The organism is Actinokineospora auranticolor (genome assembly GCF_002934265.1).
Classification (GTDB): domain Bacteria; phylum Actinomycetota; class Actinomycetes; order Mycobacteriales; family Pseudonocardiaceae; genus Actinokineospora; species Actinokineospora auranticolor.
Map to the genome: position 1 here is coordinate 72,537 of NZ_PTIX01000029.1, position 18,243 is coordinate 90,779.

Here is an 18,243-nt window from a genome sequence, read left to right on the forward strand (position 1 = left end):
GGAAGGACATCATCATGCGCCCACAAGTCGAGGCGATGTGGACTGTGTTGCTCGCCCGCTGGGACCAGCTGCGCCGCCGACCCGAGGACGGGTACTCGACCGAGGCCGTCCTGGTGACCGCCCTGTTGGTGGTCGCCGCGATCGCGGTGATCGCGATCATCGTCGGCAAGGTCACCGAGAAGGCCACCGGGATCACCATGTGACCCCTCCAACCGCCATACGAGGCTGGTTGGGCCGAGTACGGCGGGCGTTGCGCGGGGATCGGGGGGCGGTCAGCGCGGAGTTGGTGATCGCCACCCCGCTGCTGCTGCTGATGCTGCTGGCGATCGTGCAGTTCGCGCTGTGGTCGCACGCCACCCACGTCGCCCAGGCCGCAGCGTCCCAGGGCCTGGCCGTCGCGCGAGCCCAGAACGGCACCGCCGCCGCGGGCGCGGCGAGCGCGCGGCAGCTGCTCGACCAGCTCGCCGCAGGCCCGCTGGACAACACCGTGGTGGCCGCCGACCGCGGCCCGGTCTCAGCCTCGGTACGCGTCACCGGGACCGCGACGGTAGTGGTGCCGTTCCTGAGCCTGCCGGTGCACGCCGAGGCCACCGGCCCCGTCGAACGCCTCGTCCCCGATCTGGAAGGCAGGTGATCCCGATGCCCGCACCACCAACCACTACCAGGCCCGCGACACAGCGGCCCCGACGGCGAGGGTGGGCGGCGTGGTGGCGGGCCGACGAGGGCTCGGTGTCCGCCGAGATCACCATCGCCGCACCGCTGCTGATCATGCTGCTGGTGTTCGTCGGGGTGGTCATCCACCGGGGCGTGGACGCGCGCCTGCGGGTCGACGACGCCGCCCACCAGGCCGCCCGTGCGGCGAGCCTGGAACGCACCCCTGCCGCCGCGGTCACCGCCGCGCGCACGACCGCGTCCTCGGCGTTGTCGGCGGCGGGGGTGGTGTGTCGGTCGTTGGCGGTGAGCACGGCGACCGGCGGGATGCGTCCCGGGGGGACGGTCACGGTCACCGTGTCCTGCCAGGTCGACTTCGGCGACGCGCTCCTGCTCGGCATCCCCGATCGACAGGTGGCCGCCACCGCCGTCGAACCGGTCGACCTCTGGCGAGCCACCCTCACCACCGGGACCCGGACATGAAGCGCCCCAGGACATGGCGGGGATGGTGGCGCGCGGACGAGGGACAGGTGAGCGCGTTCGTCGTCGTGCTCGTCACCGGCATCCTCGTCCTGGCCGGACTCACCCTCGACGGCGGCCTCGCACTCGCGGCCAAGGTCAGGGCGAGCGGACAGGCCGAGGCCGCGGCACGGGCCGGGGCCCAGGCCATCGACCTCACCGCCTACCGCGCCACCGGCACCCTGCGCCTCGTACCCGCCCAAGCCGTCGCCAACGCCCAAGCCCACCTCGCCGCCGAAGGCGCCACCGGCACCGTGACCATCACCGACGACACCGTCACGGTCACCGTTACCGCCGTCCACCCCACCCAGCTGCTCGGACTGGTCGGCATCACCTCGTTTTCGGTGCACGGCCAGGGAAGCGCGCACCCCCAACGCGGATGACTCCACCCCCATCTCACCCCGCCGCCTCCCGGGGCGGGAACGAAAGGAACCACCGATGCTCACACCCGAGCAGATCAGGCAACGCGTCGCAGACGCCGACACCTCCCGCAGCGCCCGACGGGCCGCCGCGGCCCAACAGGTCTTCGAACTCGCCCAACGCCGGGCCGAGGTCGTCGAGCAGCTCGACGGCGTCGAGCGCGACCTCGGCCACGTCCTCGCCGAGACCGCGGAAATCATGGACCTCGACGAACTCGCCGGGTTCACCGGCCTCAAGGCCGCCGAGCTCACCGCCTGGCTCGCGGGCCACAAACCCGCCCGCGGCGGCCGACGCAGGAAGACCTCCACCGACCGGCCCGTCGACCCGACGGAGCCCTAGCCGGTCCGGCCGGGGCAAAACATCACGACTGCCGACATCGACTTGGTTTCGACGAATCGAGCACGCCTGTGAGCACACGAGCACATCCGTCCCGCCGCGGTGCGCGTCCGCGGCCTGGGCATCGTGCCCTCGCCGCGGTCGCGAGCCTGCTGCGCGGGCTGCTCGCGGCGGTGATGTTGGCGGCGCTGGTGGGCGGGTTGCCGTGGGCGCTGACCCACTTCATCGGCTGGCCCCTGCCCGATCACGTGCCGTCCTGGGCGCAGATCGAGGGCGCGCTGCTCGGACCGATGACCTCAGGGTTCCTGCTCGACGTGCTCGCCTGCGCCGCCTGGCTGGTATGGGGGCTGTTCGTCCTCGACGTGGCCCGCGCCGCGATCGTGATCACCCGCGACACGCGGCTACCGGACCTGTCGACGGCCGGGCCGGTGCACCGGGTGGCGGCCGTGCTGGTCGGCGCGATCCTGATCTCCCTGCTGGGACAACGCACCGGCACGGTCTCGGCGAACACACCATCGGCCGGGCCTGGCGCCGCTGTCGTGGCCACCGCGTTCATAACGCAGCAGCCCGTCGCCCCCGCGGCCGAGGGCGTCCGCCTGGCCGTGCACACCCCGGCCCGTCACGCCCTCTCCGCACCCTCACCCGCGTCACCGTCCACACCGGCGAGGTCGGCCGTGGTGCTGCCCTACGACCCGGCCACCGGGGTGCACGACTCGTTGTGGCGCATGGCCGACCGCGAACTGGGCGACGGGAACCGGTGGCCGGAGATCTACGCACTCAACAAGGGCAAGCCCCAACCCGGTGGCGGGCGACTGACCTGTCCGAGCCTCGTGTTCCCCGGCGAGCAGATGCTCCTCCCACCCACCGCCGTGCCCGCCGCGCAGCCCACGCCACACGTCGCTGCCCAGACCCCGGAACCCGTCACCCCACCGAGCCCGCGGCCGAGCAACCCCACCCCGCAGCCGTCGACTGCCCAGCCGACACCCGAGGCGATCCCGGCACCCACGCTGGTCCAACCCCCTGCAGGGCCCCATGACCTCGCCACACCGCTGGCGCCCGCGGGTGAGGACTCCGTCGGCGAGGTGGGAGTGCGCTGGGGTGACGAGGTGTTCGTCGGCCTGGCACTGGCCGCCGCGGTCAGCGCGGCCCTGCTGGTCGCCCGCCGACGGCACCGACGCCGATACCGGCCCGGCAGCGGCGACCGCACCGACCTGCCCGTCGCCCCCGTGGTCTACGGGCTGCGGCTCGCGCACCTGCGCGCCGACCCTGACGACCTCGTCGCCGACCCCGACAACCCGCCCCTGCGACCACCGCACAGCACGGCGCCCTCGATCATCCTGGGTACCGACGACGGATACACCACGGCGACCGTGTTGCCGGTGGGCGTGCGCGACGGGCGGGAACTCGCGCTGGACCTGGCCGCCGCGCACGGCCTCGGACTCCTCGGCGCGGGTGCCGCCGCCGCGGCCCGCGCCCTGCTGGTCACCGCTCTCGCCGACGGCGACGCGCGCGTGATCATCCCGGCCACCGACCTCGTCGGCGTGCTCGGCCGCCACGCCACCCACGGCCCACTGCCCGCGGCGCTGCGCGTGGTGACCGACCTCGCCGCCGCCCTCGACGAACTGGAAGCACAGACCCTGATCCGGCTCAACCAGGACCAGCACGGCACCGGCCGCCGCTTCCCGCCGACCATCCTGGTCGCCCAGGTTCCCGCGCGGCCCACGCCACGGCTGCAGGCGGTGTTGGACAACGGATCCGCCATCGGGGTGAGCGGGCTGTTGCTGGGCCAGTGGTCGCCCGGGGTCACCGCCTACATCCGCGACGACGGCATCATCTCCACCACCAACCCCGGCCTCGGCGAACCGCTGCGCGGCACGGCCGTGTTCCGCCTCGGCCACGACCACACCGGCGAACTACTCGCACTGCTGCGCCACGCCGACCGCGACAACCACCGCACAGGCGGGGATATCGCCACCGCGGCGGTTGTCCCGTTGCCGCGCACAGGAGCAGCCGGGGAACCGGACACCCCGGGAACGCAGGTGGACGTCCCCGAGGACGCGAGCACGGACACCGCGAGCGTGGAACCGTCGGGCACGGACGACAGGCCGCCGATCGACACCGCGCTGGAAATCCTGGACACGACCACGCCACCCGCCTCGGACGAGCACCCCCGCGTCGACGACGACTCGTCGGAGGCCCTGACGATGTCCACCGAGACCGCGCACGGCCCCGAGGACACAGACACCAGCACCGCGACCGCGGCCCCGCTGCGGATCAGCGTCCTCGGGCCGCCTCGCGCCTGGTGGCGACCCGACGCTCACGGGGAACGGGAGGTCACCTCGGCGTTCCCGCCGCGCACCCGCGAGCTGCTGGTGTTCCTGGCCCTGCACCCCGACGGGGTCAGCCGGGAGGCGCTCGTGGCCGCCCTGTGGCCTTCCAGCGCGCCGGAGCGGGCCACCAACGTGCTCAACACGTCGCTGAGCCGGGTGCGCCGCGCGGTCGCCGCCGCGACCGACGGGGCCTTGTCGGACGTGGTCATCGTCGGCGAGGGCCGCTATCAGCTGGACCCCGCACTGGTGGAGGTCGACTACCACCGCTTCGCCGCCGCGGTCACCGCACGCCGCCTCGCCGGGACCGAGCAGGAGCGTGTGCTGGCGTACCGGGCGGTGGTCGACAGCTACGCCGGACCGTTGGCCGACGGGGCGAGCACCGAGTGGATCGAGACCGCCCGCGAGGCCATCCGCCGCGACGCCATCGACGCCGTCGCCGCACTCGCCCGCGCACTCGTCGGCCACGATCCCCAGCAGACGATGGACCTGCTGGAGATGGCACGCGCGTTCGACCCGCACAACGAGGCCCTCTACCGCGACATCATGCGCCTGCAGGCCCACCTCGGGCAGCTCGACGCCGTCGGCCGCACCCTGGGCCTGCTGACCACCCGACTGGCCGAGATCGACGAGCGACCCACCGTCCCCACCGTCGAACTGGCCGCCCGCCTGCGCCACCGCCACGACCGCGCCGACGACCCCCGCTCGCCGTGGCACATCTGTCAGGGAGACACCCTGACAGGCTGACCCCGACGCGTTCGTCCTGTGTAAGCGAAGGAATGGCCCGTCAACCATCCCGCGCGAGTGAGTACCCGAACAGCCGAGCTCAGCCCCGCGGTCGGGCCCCCGCCGGCGAGACCGCGGCGTGGCAGATTCAGCCGACGGAGCCTTCCGCGCGGAAAGAGCGCCGACCCTGCGCGGGGAAAGTCTTGTGGCCGTCGATCGCGGTCACCTCTCCGAGCCCCGTGGTGCTCGCGCTGTGACGGCTGAGAGCCTGAGCACGCGCCAGCAGAGTCTCGTTCTCCTCCGCCCAGCAGAGCAGAGGCTCCGCCAGCGCCAACACGGCCGCGACCTCGGAACTCAACGAGTAGGTGACTTCCGGCGGAAAAGTCTTTTCGTAGCTCTCTCGGCGGATGACGCCCTGTTCGCGCATCTTTTTCAATGCGCGCGCGAGAATGCTATCCTGCAAAACAGCGCGTTTGTCCGACCAATGCTCGTCGATGGAATACGAGTTGACCGTGGAAAGAATCTCTACCCGCCGCAGCGGGCCGTCCCGCAGAGCCACCAGGATCGCGGCCGTCCACTTGTCGCCGAAAAGATTCTTCAGGTCGTACAACCCGCGCAGCAGTCTCTCGTCCCGCCCCGCCATCGCGCCTCCCCATGCGTGTTGACCCGACCCCCAGGCCGCGCCCGTCGTGTCATGCGGCCACGCGCCACTCGGACGCGCCGCCGTTGTCGCCATGCCTGCCCACCGCCTTGGGCACGCCACGACCCGCCTCCCCCGACCGGGGCGCGCCGAGTCTCAGACGCTACGCCAAACGGGGTACCTGTGCATCATATTTCTGCACCTATACCACTACTCCAAGTAGCGGAATCGAGATCGACTGCGCGGACGGTGACGTCCACTCGGGGGTCCTACCGGGGATCCGCTCGGGGCTCCCATCGGGGACCCCGCTAGACCGCCACCCCCAGGGCTCGGCGAAGGCGCAGGCGGGCGGCCCGAACGGGGGATCCGACGGTATCCCAGACTGGCTTGTCCGCAAGCCGGTGAACACATCGGGGCGCGGGCGGACAAGGCCGCGGTCTCCCCGCAGCACCCCTGTCGACGACCCCACTGGCATCCTCCTATTCTTCCGCTCACCTTTTATTTCCCGCCTCGCCTTTCCTATCGCATCCAGATCGACAATCTATTTTCATAAGAGATATGAAAAGCGCGCGAGCGCGCCCTGTGGTTCGGCGCGGGATCGGTCGCGGTCGCAGGCCCTCTACCAGGTCAAACGTCGTACGCGAACAAGGGACGCGCGCGACCCGCCGTGATCGCCGGTTCTCGCCACCGCGACCGCCATTTTGATCACCATTTCGGAATCGCGCCCGAAAAGAGTCTTGAAATGGGTCGGCGAAATCTATTGCACACGGCGCGGGCATCGAGCAATAATTAACGCATCGCCAGGGAAACGAAAACCCACCGAATACCACCCCCGGCGCGAGCCATGTCCACCGAACGCGGGAATGGCCGACAACATCCCTGATAATGCGCGCCATTTCGTAGCGCGGCCGTGAAAGGACCACCGCGATGACCACGCCCACACCACCCATGCCGGCCGGCGTCACGGCGGCGGCCCGACTGCGCAACGGACAGTTACGCGCGATGGTGGCGAAAGTTCTCGCCGACGCGTCGGGCGCGCCGATGACGCCCCGCGCGATCGCCGCCCAGCTGGGCGGCCGGTCGTCGGGCGCGGTCGGCAACGCGTTGCACACGTTGGCCGATCAGGGCCACGCCACGATCACCGGGACCGCGCCGGTGACCTACCAAGCGACCACGACCACGGCGGGTGTCGCGGCGGCGGCCATCGTGCCCGCCCCGCCCGTCACCCCGCGCCCACGTCCGAACGCGACACCCGCGCCGGTGACCGGCCCGATCACGCGCCCGAACGGCGCGGCCTACCACCCGCGCACGTTGTCCGGGATGCCGGACGTGACGGCGTTGCGGCGGCTACGCGACGCGGGCGTTCCGGCGCTGATGTATGGGCCGCCCGGGACCGGGAAGACGTCGGTGATCGAGGCCAGTTTCCCCGATCTGGAAACCGTTCCCGGTGACGGTGACACGGTGGTCGCCGATTTCGTGGGCGACTACACCAAGACCGACGACGGCCGCTACGTGTTCGTGTACGGGCCATTGATCCGGGCGATGCGGGCGGGGTCGGTGCTGTTCATCGACGACGCCACCATCATCCCGCCCACCGTGTTGGCGGTGGTCTACCCAGCGATGGACGGCCGACGGCAAATCGTGATCAAGGCCAACGGCGGGGAAACCGTGACCGCCGCCCCCGGGTTCTACGTCGTCGCCGGCCACAACCCCGGTGTGCACGGGGCCATCCTGTCCGACGCGTTGGCGTCCCGGTTTTCCGCCCAAATCAAGGTGTCCACCGACTACGATCTCGCCGCCGAACTCAAAATCGACTCCCGCGCGGTGAAAGTGGCGCGGAACCTGTCCACCCGACAGGCCAAGGGCGAGATCGGGTGGGCGCCGCAACTGCGTGAGCTGCTGGCATACCAGAAGATCGCGGACGCATTGGGCGAGAACGCCGCCGCCGGAAACCTGATCGGGATCGCGCCGGAAGAAGACCGAGACACCGTGGCCACCGTGGTACGCGCGGTGTTCGGTACCGCCGTGGAACCCCTTGCCCTGGGTGCCCGCGCCTAGAAAGCGCCCGACCCCACCACACCCGATCGCGCCGCCCGTTCATTCCTGAAAGGACGAACAACGATGAACGCGCATGTGACACTCGACCCGACCGCGACCGGAACGGCAGTGTTCCCCACCCGCCCCGAGTGGCTGACCCTGTCCGCCGCACTGGCCGATGAAGTCGGTGTGATCGCCGGCCGCCACGACCTGTTGGTCACGATCGCGCCCGGTGCCGGTGGCGGTGCCCCGGCATGTTTCTACCCGACCCGCGCGTTGATCGAAGTCGATGGTGTCCACTTGGGTGTCGACCCCGCGACCGCCGACCCCGCCGACCCGCACGACCGGGGCCGCTACCCCACCGCGTGGGGTTTGCTGACCCACGAATGCGCCCACGCCGCGCACAGCGTGTGGGAACCGCCCGACGGCACACCACCGGGCATCATCGACGCCGCAATGTTATTGGAAGAATCGCGCATGGAAGCGGCGCACATCCGCCGCCGTCCCGACGACCGGTTGTGGTTGCGCGCGTCGGCGGTGAACCTGATCCTCACCGACACCGCCGCCACCGACCCCGCCCACGCGCCACGCATGACCACAGCCGATGCCGCGCACACGGCCGCGCTGATCCTGGCCCGGGTCGACGGCGGAATCCTTGACACCACCGAGACCACGCCGGTCGCGGACGCGGTCGAGACCATTCTCGGCGCGCCGCTGCTGGAGGAGTTGCGCGGGTTGTGGCGGGAAGCGTTGGCCGCCGCCGACGACGACGCCGACACCATGATCGACATCGCGCGCCGGTGGTGTCAGGCCATCGGCACCGATCCCGACAACCCCGCGCCCGGTGGTTTCGGGGATCCTGACCCGTCCGGCGCGGCGGCGGGGCCGTCGGCACTGGCCACCGCCATCGCGGCCACCGCCGCCACGGTGGCGGCGGCCGTGGCCGCCGAGACACCACCCCACCCCGCCGCCATCGCGGCGGTGGCGCAAGCCGACGAGGACGCCGCCCGCGAGGCCGCGGACGAGGCCGCGCGGACCGTGTTCTCGAGTCCGGTCCGCACCCGTCGGGCGGGGCTCACCGCGACCACCGGCACACGCGCACCCACCAGCGACGAACGCACCGCCGCGCGCGTACTGGGCCGCGCCCTGTCCACCGCCGGCGTGCGCGACCGAGTGTCGGTGAAGACGACCTCGCCGTTCCCGCCCGGACGCCTACGGATGCGCGGGGTGTTGGCGGCCGACGCCCAACGCGCGGCGGGTGCGGACGTGACCGCCGAACCGTTCACCCGCACCACCCGACACATCGTGCCCACCCCACCGCTGAAACTGGCCGTGGCCTGTGACGTGTCCGGGTCCATGGGCCACCTACGCAAGGCGGTCGCCTCGACCGCGTGGATACTCGCCCACGGCGGCCGTCACGCCACCGTGAACGTCACCACCGCCACCGTGATCTTCGGTCACACGGTTCGCCCCATCACCCACCCCGGCACCTACCCCGCCCGTATCACCAGGTTCGCCGCCAACGACGCGTGTCACGCCATCGCCACGGCCACCGACGCACTCGACGGCGCGCTGGCGCTATCTCGACCCGGCGCCGCCCGATTGCTGGTGATCGTCTCGGATGGACACTTCGGCACAGACGAACGCCGCGACGGGCAGAAGCGAATCGACCGTTTGCGCACGTCCGGATGCGCGGTGCTGTGGCTGACCACCGACGAACGCGACCAACCATTCACCGGCGCCACCGTGCACCAACTCACCGACCCCGCCACGACGGCACTAGCCATCGGCCGCGCGGCCACCGCCGCCCTACGCGCCGCCCACTGACCCCGACCACCCGGGGCAACACGCATCCCGCCCCGGGTGGTCCGGGCAGAAGACCCCACCCCCCAACGTATCGAGAGCGATCATCCCCGTGACCGACATCCCCACCGTGGGCGACCTGGTTGCCGCCCTGATCGTCCACGACCCCGATTCCCCGGTACGCGTCGCCTCGCAACCCGGCCACCCGATGGAACACCTACTCGCACGTGTCGCGGTCACGCCCGACGACGACCATCCCGACCCACCCGTGGTGTGGCTCGGCATCGGCGACCCGATCGGGCACCCGCCACCGTCGGCCACCGATGCCCTCGGATGGACAAGCTGACCCAACCACTGTCCAACAGTCCACATAGGAACATTCTTGAGGAAGGGCTTTGTGATGTACTGGTCAGAACAGAAAGAACGGTGGCACGAAACGGTTGTTCTCATCGCCGATGAGATGCCGGGTGGATGGTCCCACGCCACGCCGATCGTGCGACGTAGTGGATTCTGGGAGCACCACTGGCACGACTTGTTGGTCCCGCCCAGTGGAGATGCTGTCGTGGCGGTGTGCCCGGTCTACGACGACCAGGGATGGTCTTTCCGGATCGACCCCACGTGTCCACGGGATCTCTCCCCGTTCCTCCGAAGGGAGTCGGGCGACATGGTGCTCATCCCGTACGCGACACCACCCGCCACCGCCGCCGCGATGATCGTGGACAAGCTTGACCGATACGGGAAATTGGTGGCGGACGCACATAGGCGCCAGCGGCCGGAACGGATCGCCCGTGACCGTGCCATCGGCGCGGTCACCGAGATCGCCAAGGTTCTCAACACGGACTCGACGGTCAAGACCAGGCTTGAACCGTCCGGCAAGAACGACTCCGTGACATGGAACGGTCACGTTGAATGGCTTGGCAATGCCAAAGTCGGTGTCAAGTCACGTGCGATGGGTTGGGCCGGAGCCGGAGAAGAATCACGCTGGCGCACCGTCACCGTTGTCATCGAAGCCTCACTCGACACCGACGAGTCGATTTCAGCGCTCCTGCAAGCAGTCAGCCGGGCTCGCCCCAACCCGGAACCGCCGGGCGGATCGTGACGACGCTCGCCGCAACCCCCGAAAGTCTCCGTCGGCCACAACGTGCCCACCCGTTGAACCCCATCCACTCCCGCCCCTTGAGTCGAGAGAACGCCATGACCACAACCGCATCCGGACTTGTCGAACGCGCGGTCCGCGCCGCACGCACCCAGCGCGCCGCCGACCCGGACGGGTTCCACCGCCGCCACGACACGCCCCACACATGGGACCGGTGGGCGCGCCGCGCCCGAGTCGCCCGCGAGATCGCCGCCGCACTGGACACGCCCGTGGACGCCGTGCTCGTCACCGACGACCCCCACCGCACCTATCCCACCCGCACCGGGCCGGTTCCCGGGGACCTGATCACCGTCACCGACCCGTTAACCGCGCACCCGTGGCGGTTCATCCCCGACAACGCCACCCCCGGGCAATCGTGGTGGCTACTCGATCGTTGTCCCGGTTGCGCAACGGAAGTCCCGGTCGCCCGCGTCGCCACCCTGGCCGATCTCGGTGACCATCTCGACCCTAACCGACCCGGCGGGGCGAACCGGAAGTCCGCCGAGCGCCCCACCGAATGCGCATGTAGTCCATCCTCGCCCGGCGAGGCCGCGGTGCGAGGCGTGGCGCGGAACGCGACGGTGCGGTGAGGACATGTCGACCACGACGGACTTCTACGTCGGGCGCGGGTCTCGCGCCGAGTGGATCGGTTCCCTGCAATGGGATTGCGCACCGGCCGGGCTGATCCGCGTCCCACCCGGACGACTCGCCCTTGCCGCGACCGACGAATCCACCTACCGCGCCGCCGTCGCCGATCTGTTCGTCGTCTGGGAAAGCGAGAACATCGGCCACGCCTACCCGCGCCGGACCGGATGGCCGTGGCGGTGGCACACCAGCCATCACAGCACGTGGATCATCACGTTCGATCCCGTCACCCGCCGGGCGCTGTCCACTGTGGGCGGTGGTGTGCGGTGGGAACCGGCCACGCCACACGCATCCCGCACCGACGCCCCCATCCCGCCCGGACACGGACCGGTCCCGCTGCCGCTCATGCGCGACCCCGACACCGGACACCCGACTCGCGCCGCGCTCACCCTCACCCCACCCACCAGGAGATCACCATGACCATGCCCGATGGCCCCGACGACCGGTACTTCGCCGCCCGCCGCCACACCGAGGACGGCGGCTACGAGGTCACCGCGATCGTCTTCGACCCCGCCGACGCCCAACAAACCTGGTACGGGCACGTCACCCGCCACGGCGTGCTCATCGGCACCTACTTCTGCGCCGACCGCGTCCGGCAACGCGACTGGCACATCGTCACCTCCGAGGGCGTCCACATCGTCCTCGACAGCCCGGACATCCACCCGATCGGCGAGAACATCGCCGTCATGGTGCTCACCGGCCTGCGCGACGGCTCCGACGCCGAGATCGACCGATGGGCCGACGAGATGACCCGACGCATCGCCGACGAATCCCCCCACTAGCCGCCCTCCCGTCAGGAGAACCGAAACAATGAACACCGCCGTCCACGACGCCTTGCCGCCCGAGGCCGTCTCGCTGATCCCGGCATCGCCGCACCCCATGCCCATACGCGCACCCGCCGGGGCGTGGGGATTGGTCGTGATCGCCGTGCGCACCACCCACAGCGCCGGCGCACCGGTGCGGCTGATCGGCGACGGACCGCCGCCCGATCCCGCCCACACCGACATCGCCGACCTGATGGCCGGGGTGTGGCTGCCCTCGCCGCCACCCGCCGCGCTGTGCACCGGGGACGTGGTCGTGCGGCTGCACGCCCCCGACAACGGCGACCCCGCCCTGGCCGATGTCGAGATCCTGGCCGCGATGCAAGGCCAGTGGCATTCCGTCGGCACCTCGACGTCGGTCGATGCGCGATGGCCGCACACGATCGCCCTGTCGGCGTTGCTGCACATGCGCTGGCTCGCCGACGCCGCCTTCAGCGACGCCCAGTGGGTCACCCTGACCAGCAGCTCGATACCCGCCCTCCTCACGCGAAAGTTCGGGCTCGACCGCGAGTCCGCGGGCCGCGCACCTCGCCGCGTGCCCGACGCCCTCGCCGACCTGGTCACCGCCAGGCTCCTCGAGGTCGGCGAGCGGCTCGTCTGGAACGGACACACCGTCACCGTGGGCGAGCACGGCGTCGTACACCCCGGACCGGACGCGCTCACCGCGTCCACGGTCACCGCCCACGCGAACCACGTGTCCAAGTGCACCGTCAACGGCTGGCACCTATGGCGACGGGCGAGCGACAGCCGCCTCTTGGCGGACCTGCGCGCCGAACTCACCACCCGCTGAAATGTGCCCACCCGGGATCCGCCCGCCCCCAGGACAGCAAGCCAAAAGAACAAATGGAAATGACAACTATTCCAGATAGAGCCGCCATGGCGACCACCTTGTCCGGCTACTGAACCACCACGGCCCCGACAAGGGGCCGCCCCGGTGTTCGTCGTGGACGGTGCGCTATCGACCCCGGTCGGGTGCCGATCGCCGCCGCCCACGCGTGGCCGACCCCAGACGCAACCGAGACGGCCTAGAACCTTTCACGGCAGAAAGAGGACATGATGAACGACAGCACCACCCCCAGGCCCGGCCCTCGCCACCGGGTCCGGCTTCACGATTACCGGCGGCGCTGCCCCGACTGCGATGTCCCCGTCGGCCGGGAGCACGACTACGACGAGGACGACGGGGGCTGTGACAAGGCTGTGTGCCTGGTGACCGGGCTGCAGCGGCTGATGTGCGACCGCGAGGACCACGCCGACTGCGGGCGGGACGTGTGGACCGGATGGTCGCCCGGCTACCTCGACTGTCTGCGGCTCGGATGGATGCTCGGCCCCGGACTCCCGGACACCTACCGCCTCCTGACCGAGGCGGTGTGGGACCCGACCAGGTGTGCCTGGGTCGATCCCACGGTCTCGCCCGTGCCCTCGGCCTCGCCGCCCCTCGCACGTCCGGAGGACGGAGGACCACCGGCCTGGTACCCGGCGGGCGACCGCCACGCCCGACGAGCGCACGCGGACTTCTACCTCGGTACCGGCACGCAGGCCCGTTGGCTGGGATCGCTGGCCGAGTCCGGACACCCGAGCATCCTCGCCACCGTGAGCAGGGCCTCGGAGATGCTCACGGCCACCACCTCCGGTGCCTACGAGGTGGCCGTCCAAGCGCTCTTGGCCGACCACCTGGCGACGGGATCCGAGTTCGCCGTCCAGGCCGGGCGGGGTGAGACCTCGGGCTGGCCGTGGCTGGCGACCGACAGCAGCGGCTGGTGGGCCTACACCTTCGTCGACGGACGGGTACGGGCGTGCCTGCGCGGCGGACCGTGGTTCTGCCCCGACCCGCACCAACCCGACGGCGGTGCCGAGACCGTCACCGGCCCGGACGCCGACCTGCCCGCACCCGGCGAACGCGCCCCCGCGACCGCCACCTTCACGTGGCGACCAGGGTTTCGAGGCACACCGATACCGATCACCGCCACCCTTCCCCCAGTGACGGCCGACTACCTGACTCGCCGCGGCGAGATCGCCCTCACCGTGCAGATCGTTCTCGACGAGGTCTGCGACCAGCAGCGCCCCCTGCCCGACATGGCCACCCACGCCGTCCGCGAGATCCTGCACAGCCTCGTGGACCCCGCTCCCACCGCGAACCTGCGCCAGCTGCCCGACGGCGCCTCACCGGCCTACGAGGAGGTCGTGACCGCGCTGCGGTTCCTGCTCGACGCCGACCGCTACGCCCAGGGCAACAACCCCGCCCACGCCGTCGAACTGCTCGACATCTCCGCCTCCGCCGCCGTACGGGCACTCATCGCCCACTACACCACCCCCTGACCCCCACGAAGACAACCGGGACGCCGTTGACCGGCCGAAAGGCCAGGGTGATCACGTCGGGCGCCGCCAGTGGCGCAGCGCACCCCGTGGTCGGTGATCAGCTCACCGACCACAGGGCCTGTACGGTGAAAGATGTTCCTGGGTGGCGGCGCGTCCAGCGGATTCCCGACACGGACACCGGAGCCTTGGAGGGAGCCGGTAGGACCACCCATCTCGTGACCAGGATCGAACACCGTCCCGACCACGACCTGCTCTGCGTCGAGGGCGAGGTGGACATGGCGTCGGTGCCGCTTCTCGACAAGGCCCTCCACGACGCGTTCACCAGCGAGGACTCCACCGGGCTCCTGGTTGTGGACCTCACCGACGTCGGATTCCTCGGTTCGGTCGGGCTGCGATCACTGGTCATCGCCCGCGAGCACGCGGCCGAGACGGGGCGACGCTTGGTGGTGATCACCCCCGAGAGCAGTGCTGTGCGCCGCGCGATCAACATCACCGGCCTGGACCAGACGCTCGTCCTAGCCGCCGACCTCCAAGAGGTGTGTCGACCGTAGCCCTACCAAGGCACCGTCTGGGGCATCCTCGGCGACATCTGGGGGCGAAGGGGTCCCCGTGAACCTGTCTGGCAGTGCTCGACGACCGGCGATTACCCGCCCACTATGTCGGGAGGACAAGGTTGTGCCCCGACGGGCAAGTGATCCCGTCGGGGCACAACCTTGTCAAGGCGACGATGGCGAGGATGAGTTGCCGGGTCAGTTCTCCAGCGCGGTCGTGACGAGCTGCTCGACCGGAGCGAGGGCAAACCGTCTCGGCTTGTCCTGGACCCTCACCGCCACGCCGTCGGCGACCAGTTTGTCGAGGGCGTTGCTCACCGCGCCCCCTGACTTGCCTTCCAAGGCCCGGGCGATTTCGGTGGGACTGAGCCGCTGAGTGGGGTGATCGCGCAGGTAGTCCTCGACCTGCCCACGCAGCGCACCCGGGGCCAACCTCGGCGCTTTCCCCACGCGAGCCTTGATGGCTTCTGCCGGCGTGGAGATGGGGCCGGGCTCGGCGGAATGCGCCGGTTCGGCGTTCGGGGTCTCCTCGGGCACGGCGACGGAGGCGGTGTCGGCCCTGCTCCGCGCGTCCTCTGGCGCGGAGTTCTCCTGCGGCACGTCGGTCTCTAGGTGCTCGTCGTCGCTGTCGGAGGTCGGGACCGGGTGGTCTTCGCCCTCGGGGTCGACCGCGTCGGGACCGTCGCCCGCGCCGGAGTCGGTCGTGCTCGGTTCGGCGGCGGTGGTCTCGGTGATCGTCCATAGGTCGGCGGCGCGCCCACTGCTGGTGGCGGCAGTGCCTGCCGTGCGGGTGACGCATCCCTCGTGTGCCCACCGGGCGAGGATCTTCTGCGCGGTGGACTTCCCGATACCGGCCGATGTGGACAACTCGACGGCGGTGGTGCCGGGGTTGGTGTGCAACACCGCCCACAGCTTGTCCTCCGTCGCCGTGCGTGTCGCCATCGCGGCCGGATCGGGTACCACCCGTAGAGCGGGTTCCTGACGCGCCGTGCTGGTGCGGGCTGTGCGGACGCGGTTCTTGTTAGGCATGGCCAAATCCTTCTTGTCCAGGTTGCCGTGATCGTTGTGGCGAGCAGGAGGCTTCGGCTGTCCCGGCCGGTGCGAGCGCTGCTCCGACACGGCGCGGGCCGGTGGGCCATACGCATATGGACGCTTCCTTCCCCTCGGGAAGTCAAGCCACGTCAAGAAAAATTCGGGCGTCGAGACGTGTCTCTGGCACTCCGGCAGCCGGGGCCTTGACAGCACCGCGGCCACGAAGCGTCCATACACGTCGGCCGGCCCTGGCCGCCGACTCGCCGACAACGAGAAAACCGAAGGGGTGCTGGAACGATGGCGACCAACAACACCGCACCCGATCCGGCCACCACAGCCTTCGACACGGCCGTAGGGGCACGTCATCGCGCCGCCGAACCTGAACCCGCCGAGGGATTCGCCCGACCGCCACAGCCGCTCACCGAGGCATCGCTGTGTGCGTGAAAGGGCTTCCCTCGGACACGATCATCCTCGCACCCTCAGTCGAGGCACCGCCGATGCGTTGCCCGGAGTGGCTGTGGAGGCTTCTGGTGTCGGCGGTGGACATCATCGACGAGAGGGACCCCGGGCGTGCGGGAGAGGTCGCCCTGTTCACCGGGACTGGATGACCCACCAACCCGCCGACGGCCCCTACGACGGAGACCTCGTCCTGCGTCCGGTTCCCGCCCCCAACGACCGTGGGACCGTCCGAGCGCAGCCGGTTTCCCGGCCGCCGCCCTGGCATCTCCAGAAGAACTCCGTGCAGCGGCGTTCGGACCACCACTGCGTCAGCCGGTCCACCTCACCGTCCCCTCCCTCCTCGCGCAGTCGCGCGGGGTTGCGGCAGGCGGCCAGGGCGTAGAGGAAGCCGTTCATACCGAGCCGGAGCGCCCGAGAGATCCCCGGCACTCCTGGCCCTTGGGGTCTCGGCCAAGATTGACAGCGGTGATCAAAAGTAACAGAACCGTGCCCTCGCCGTGACCGGCTGTACCGTGATCACGTCCGTCGATGTTCGGCGAGTGGTGATGATGATCGGCCGTCACTTCATCGTTCCCAGAAACTCCTGCGCTATAGGAGGCCGATTTTCGATGCCAAGCTGCTGACCGTGACCAAGTCGTGACCTTGGCCAACTCGAACGCGGTGCACAGTGCTGAGCACTCCAACCACCGTGCTTGGCCGTCGCGCTCACCGCGCGACCTTCGGGACCTACGGTTGGTCTGCAGGTCTGGGCGACACGCTCGATCCACTCACAGCGACCGCTCGCTGGTGCGGGTGGCCACTGGGGCGGGTGGCAGCGTAAGAATACTTCGGGTGATCTCGGATCAGTCGGGCTCTCTCGCAGACAGGCGCTCGGCTGTTCGGACAAGATTGGTGCCAGCAGGCTAGGGACGTAGTGGACGGGATGTTGCATGGCGGCGGGGTACAGCGGAGGGCTCGAGCTCACCTGGACGAACAAGGACAAGGCGCTGCTATCCACGGGGGACGGCAAGTACGATTACACGTTCGTCGATCGAGCCGACTACCGCGTCTCTGAGGTTCGGCTGCTGCACGAGGCTGAGCGCGTCGAAGCGCTGGCGCCCAACAGTCGGCCGGATGGGCTGCCCGAGCCCACAACCGACAACCTCCTCATCACGGGCGACGCCATGCATGCTCTGGACGTCCTCAACAAGGTCCCCGAGTACGCCGAGCGCTACCTCGGCAAGGTGAAGTTGGTGTACATCGATCCTCCCTTCAACACGGGGCAGGCGTTCACCCACTACGACGACAACATCGAGCACTCGATCTGGCTTACGATGCTTCGCGACCGGTTGAGGCAGATCAAGCCGCTCCTGTCCGATGATGGCTCGGTATGGGTGCATCTCGACGACGCCGAGGTGCACCGCTGCCGCTCGGTGCTGGACGAAGAACTCGGTTCCGAGAACTTCGTTGCAGAGGTCGTGTGGCAGAAGGCCACTTCGCCGCGTAACGACACCACGGGCTTCTCGATCTCCCATGACAGTCTGCTGGTGTACCGCAAGACGGATCGCTGGGCACCGAACCGAATGAAGAGGCTTGCATCCTCGAATACATCCCGCTACCGGTCCCGAGACGGCGACCCGGTGCCGTGGCGCGACGGGGACGCAACCGCGGGGAAGGCTTCTACCAATCACCCGATGGTTTACGCCATCCAACACCCCAATGCCACTAACTTAAGCAAGGAGCTGCTATTATTTTCGGGTGGCTCGCGTGGTGCAGGTTCGTGGTGGTGTCGTTGATTCGTCGGCTGTTCGGTTGACCGATCGGATCTCGTTGGGTGTGTTGGCGG

General features: G+C 69.9%; 19 protein-coding genes. 17 read left to right on the plus strand and 2 right to left on the minus strand.

Annotated features, from left to right (window positions below):
- The first annotated feature begins 14 nt into the window (after window positions 1-14).
- The 6 genes from CLV40_RS32520 to CLV40_RS32545 all read left to right on the plus strand — a co-directional run bounded on the left by CLV40_RS32520 (window position 15) and on the right by CLV40_RS32545 (window position 5,000).
- On the plus strand, window positions 15-203 hold the full coding sequence (locus tag CLV40_RS32520; protein WP_104482844.1) for a hypothetical protein: 189 nt from the start codon (window positions 15-17) through the stop codon (window positions 201-203).
- On the plus strand, window positions 200-634 hold the full coding sequence (locus CLV40_RS32525) for a TadE/TadG family type IV pilus assembly protein (protein ID WP_342752325.1): 435 nt from the start codon (window positions 200-202) through the stop codon (window positions 632-634). The genes CLV40_RS32520 and CLV40_RS32525 overlap by 4 nt, the downstream gene beginning before the upstream one ends.
- A 95-nt stretch (window positions 635-729) precedes the next feature.
- Window positions 730-1,134: a TadE/TadG family type IV pilus assembly protein gene (locus CLV40_RS32530; protein WP_245931707.1), complete on the plus strand. Its 405-nt coding sequence runs from the start codon at window positions 730-732 to the stop codon at window positions 1,132-1,134.
- Window positions 1,135-1,181: 47 nt separating this feature from the next.
- The gene (locus tag CLV40_RS32535) at window positions 1,182-1,553 is read left to right on the plus strand and encodes a pilus assembly protein TadG-related protein (protein ID WP_104482846.1); all 372 of its coding nucleotides are present in this window, start codon (window positions 1,182-1,184) and stop codon (window positions 1,551-1,553) included.
- Between the two features lie 55 nt (window positions 1,554-1,608).
- On the plus strand, window positions 1,609-1,929 hold the full coding sequence (locus tag CLV40_RS32540; RefSeq protein WP_104482847.1) for a hypothetical protein: 321 nt from the start codon (window positions 1,609-1,611) through the stop codon (window positions 1,927-1,929).
- Window positions 1,930-1,997: 68 nt separating this feature from the next.
- Window positions 1,998-5,000: a BTAD domain-containing putative transcriptional regulator gene (locus CLV40_RS32545; protein ID WP_245931708.1), complete on the plus strand. Its 3,003-nt coding sequence runs from the start codon at window positions 1,998-2,000 to the stop codon at window positions 4,998-5,000.
- 127 nt (window positions 5,001-5,127) lie between these two features.
- Here the strand turns inward: CLV40_RS32545 and CLV40_RS32550 are convergent, their stop codons facing one another.
- The gene (locus CLV40_RS32550; protein ID WP_104482848.1) at window positions 5,128-5,622 is read right to left on the minus strand and encodes a winged helix-turn-helix transcriptional regulator; all 495 of its coding nucleotides are present in this window, start codon (window positions 5,620-5,622) and stop codon (window positions 5,128-5,130) included.
- Between the two features lie 1,257 nt (window positions 5,623-6,879).
- Between CLV40_RS32550 and CLV40_RS32555 the strand changes: the two genes are divergently transcribed.
- From CLV40_RS32555 to CLV40_RS32595, 10 genes are all read left to right on the plus strand, one after another.
- On the plus strand, window positions 6,880-7,677 hold the full coding sequence (locus CLV40_RS32555) for an AAA family ATPase (RefSeq protein ID WP_342752326.1): 798 nt from the start codon (window positions 6,880-6,882) through the stop codon (window positions 7,675-7,677).
- Between the two features lie 63 nt (window positions 7,678-7,740).
- The gene (locus tag CLV40_RS32560) at window positions 7,741-9,483 is read left to right on the plus strand and encodes a vWA domain-containing protein (protein ID WP_104482850.1); all 1,743 of its coding nucleotides are present in this window, start codon (window positions 7,741-7,743) and stop codon (window positions 9,481-9,483) included.
- Window positions 9,484-9,571: 88 nt separating this feature from the next.
- Entirely contained in the window at window positions 9,572-9,805 is a 234-nt protein-coding gene (locus CLV40_RS32565; protein WP_245931709.1) for a hypothetical protein, read from the plus strand.
- 54 nt (window positions 9,806-9,859) lie between these two features.
- Window positions 9,860-10,558: a hypothetical protein gene (locus CLV40_RS37570; RefSeq protein WP_146108342.1), complete on the plus strand. Its 699-nt coding sequence runs from the start codon at window positions 9,860-9,862 to the stop codon at window positions 10,556-10,558.
- Window positions 10,559-10,824: 266 nt separating this feature from the next.
- Window positions 10,825-11,184 (plus strand): hypothetical protein, encoded by a 360-nt coding sequence (locus CLV40_RS39995; protein ID WP_245931710.1) that lies wholly within the window; start codon window positions 10,825-10,827, stop codon window positions 11,182-11,184.
- Window positions 11,185-11,188: 4 nt separating this feature from the next.
- On the plus strand, window positions 11,189-11,659 hold the full coding sequence (locus CLV40_RS32575) for a hypothetical protein (RefSeq protein WP_104482852.1): 471 nt from the start codon (window positions 11,189-11,191) through the stop codon (window positions 11,657-11,659).
- Window positions 11,656-12,021 carry a hypothetical protein gene (locus CLV40_RS32580; protein WP_104482853.1) on the plus strand — a complete coding sequence of 122 codons (366 nt, stop codon included), beginning with the start codon at window positions 11,656-11,658 and terminating at the stop codon, window positions 12,019-12,021. The genes CLV40_RS32575 and CLV40_RS32580 overlap by 4 nt, the downstream gene beginning before the upstream one ends.
- A gap of 28 nt (window positions 12,022-12,049) precedes the next feature.
- Window positions 12,050-12,850, plus strand: coding sequence for a hypothetical protein (locus CLV40_RS32585; RefSeq protein ID WP_104482854.1), 801 nt, complete (start codon window positions 12,050-12,052; stop codon window positions 12,848-12,850).
- Between the two features lie 266 nt (window positions 12,851-13,116).
- A complete protein-coding gene (locus tag CLV40_RS40000; protein ID WP_245931711.1) occupies window positions 13,117-14,376 on the plus strand; it encodes a hypothetical protein in 1,260 nt (419 codons plus the stop codon).
- Window positions 14,377-14,591: 215 nt separating this feature from the next.
- On the plus strand, window positions 14,592-14,927 hold the full coding sequence (locus tag CLV40_RS32595) for an STAS domain-containing protein (RefSeq protein WP_245931712.1): 336 nt from the start codon (window positions 14,592-14,594) through the stop codon (window positions 14,925-14,927).
- Between the two features lie 198 nt (window positions 14,928-15,125).
- On the opposite strand, the gene CLV40_RS32600 is transcribed toward CLV40_RS32595, so the two are convergent.
- On the minus strand, window positions 15,126-15,956 hold the full coding sequence (locus tag CLV40_RS32600) for a winged helix-turn-helix domain-containing protein (protein ID WP_104482855.1): 831 nt from the start codon (window positions 15,954-15,956) through the stop codon (window positions 15,126-15,128).
- Between the two features lie 1,391 nt (window positions 15,957-17,347).
- Between CLV40_RS32600 and CLV40_RS32610 the strand changes: the two genes are divergently transcribed.
- Entirely contained in the window at window positions 17,348-18,193 is an 846-nt protein-coding gene (locus tag CLV40_RS32610; RefSeq protein ID WP_219824173.1) for a DNA methyltransferase, read from the plus strand.
- The last annotated feature ends 50 nt before the right edge of the window (window positions 18,194-18,243 follow it).

Bases quoted from the DNA above. Each gene is read 5' to 3' on its own strand.
- CLV40_RS32575 (WP_104482852.1), top strand. From the start codon at position 11,189: ATGTCGACCACGACGGACTTCTACGTCGGGCGCGGGTCTCGCGCCGAG.
- CLV40_RS32560 (WP_104482850.1), top strand. From the start codon at position 7,741: ATGAACGCGCATGTGACACTCGACCCGACCGCGACCGGAACGGCAGTG.
- CLV40_RS32550 (WP_104482848.1), bottom strand. From the start codon at position 5,622: ATGGCGGGGCGGGACGAGAGACTGCTGCGCGGGTTGTACGACCTGAAG.
- CLV40_RS40000 (WP_245931711.1), top strand. From the start codon at position 13,117: ATGAACGACAGCACCACCCCCAGGCCCGGCCCTCGCCACCGGGTCCGG.
- CLV40_RS32580 (WP_104482853.1), top strand. From the start codon at position 11,656: ATGACCATGCCCGATGGCCCCGACGACCGGTACTTCGCCGCCCGCCGC.
- CLV40_RS32600 (WP_104482855.1), bottom strand. From the start codon at position 15,956: ATGCCTAACAAGAACCGCGTCCGCACAGCCCGCACCAGCACGGCGCGT.
- CLV40_RS32540 (WP_104482847.1), top strand. From the start codon at position 1,609: ATGCTCACACCCGAGCAGATCAGGCAACGCGTCGCAGACGCCGACACC.
- CLV40_RS32585 (WP_104482854.1), top strand. From the start codon at position 12,050: ATGAACACCGCCGTCCACGACGCCTTGCCGCCCGAGGCCGTCTCGCTG.
- CLV40_RS32520 (WP_104482844.1), top strand. From the start codon at position 15: ATGCGCCCACAAGTCGAGGCGATGTGGACTGTGTTGCTCGCCCGCTGG.
- CLV40_RS32610 (WP_219824173.1), top strand. From the start codon at position 17,348: ATGGCGGCGGGGTACAGCGGAGGGCTCGAGCTCACCTGGACGAACAAG.
- CLV40_RS37570 (WP_146108342.1), top strand. From the start codon at position 9,860: ATGTACTGGTCAGAACAGAAAGAACGGTGGCACGAAACGGTTGTTCTC.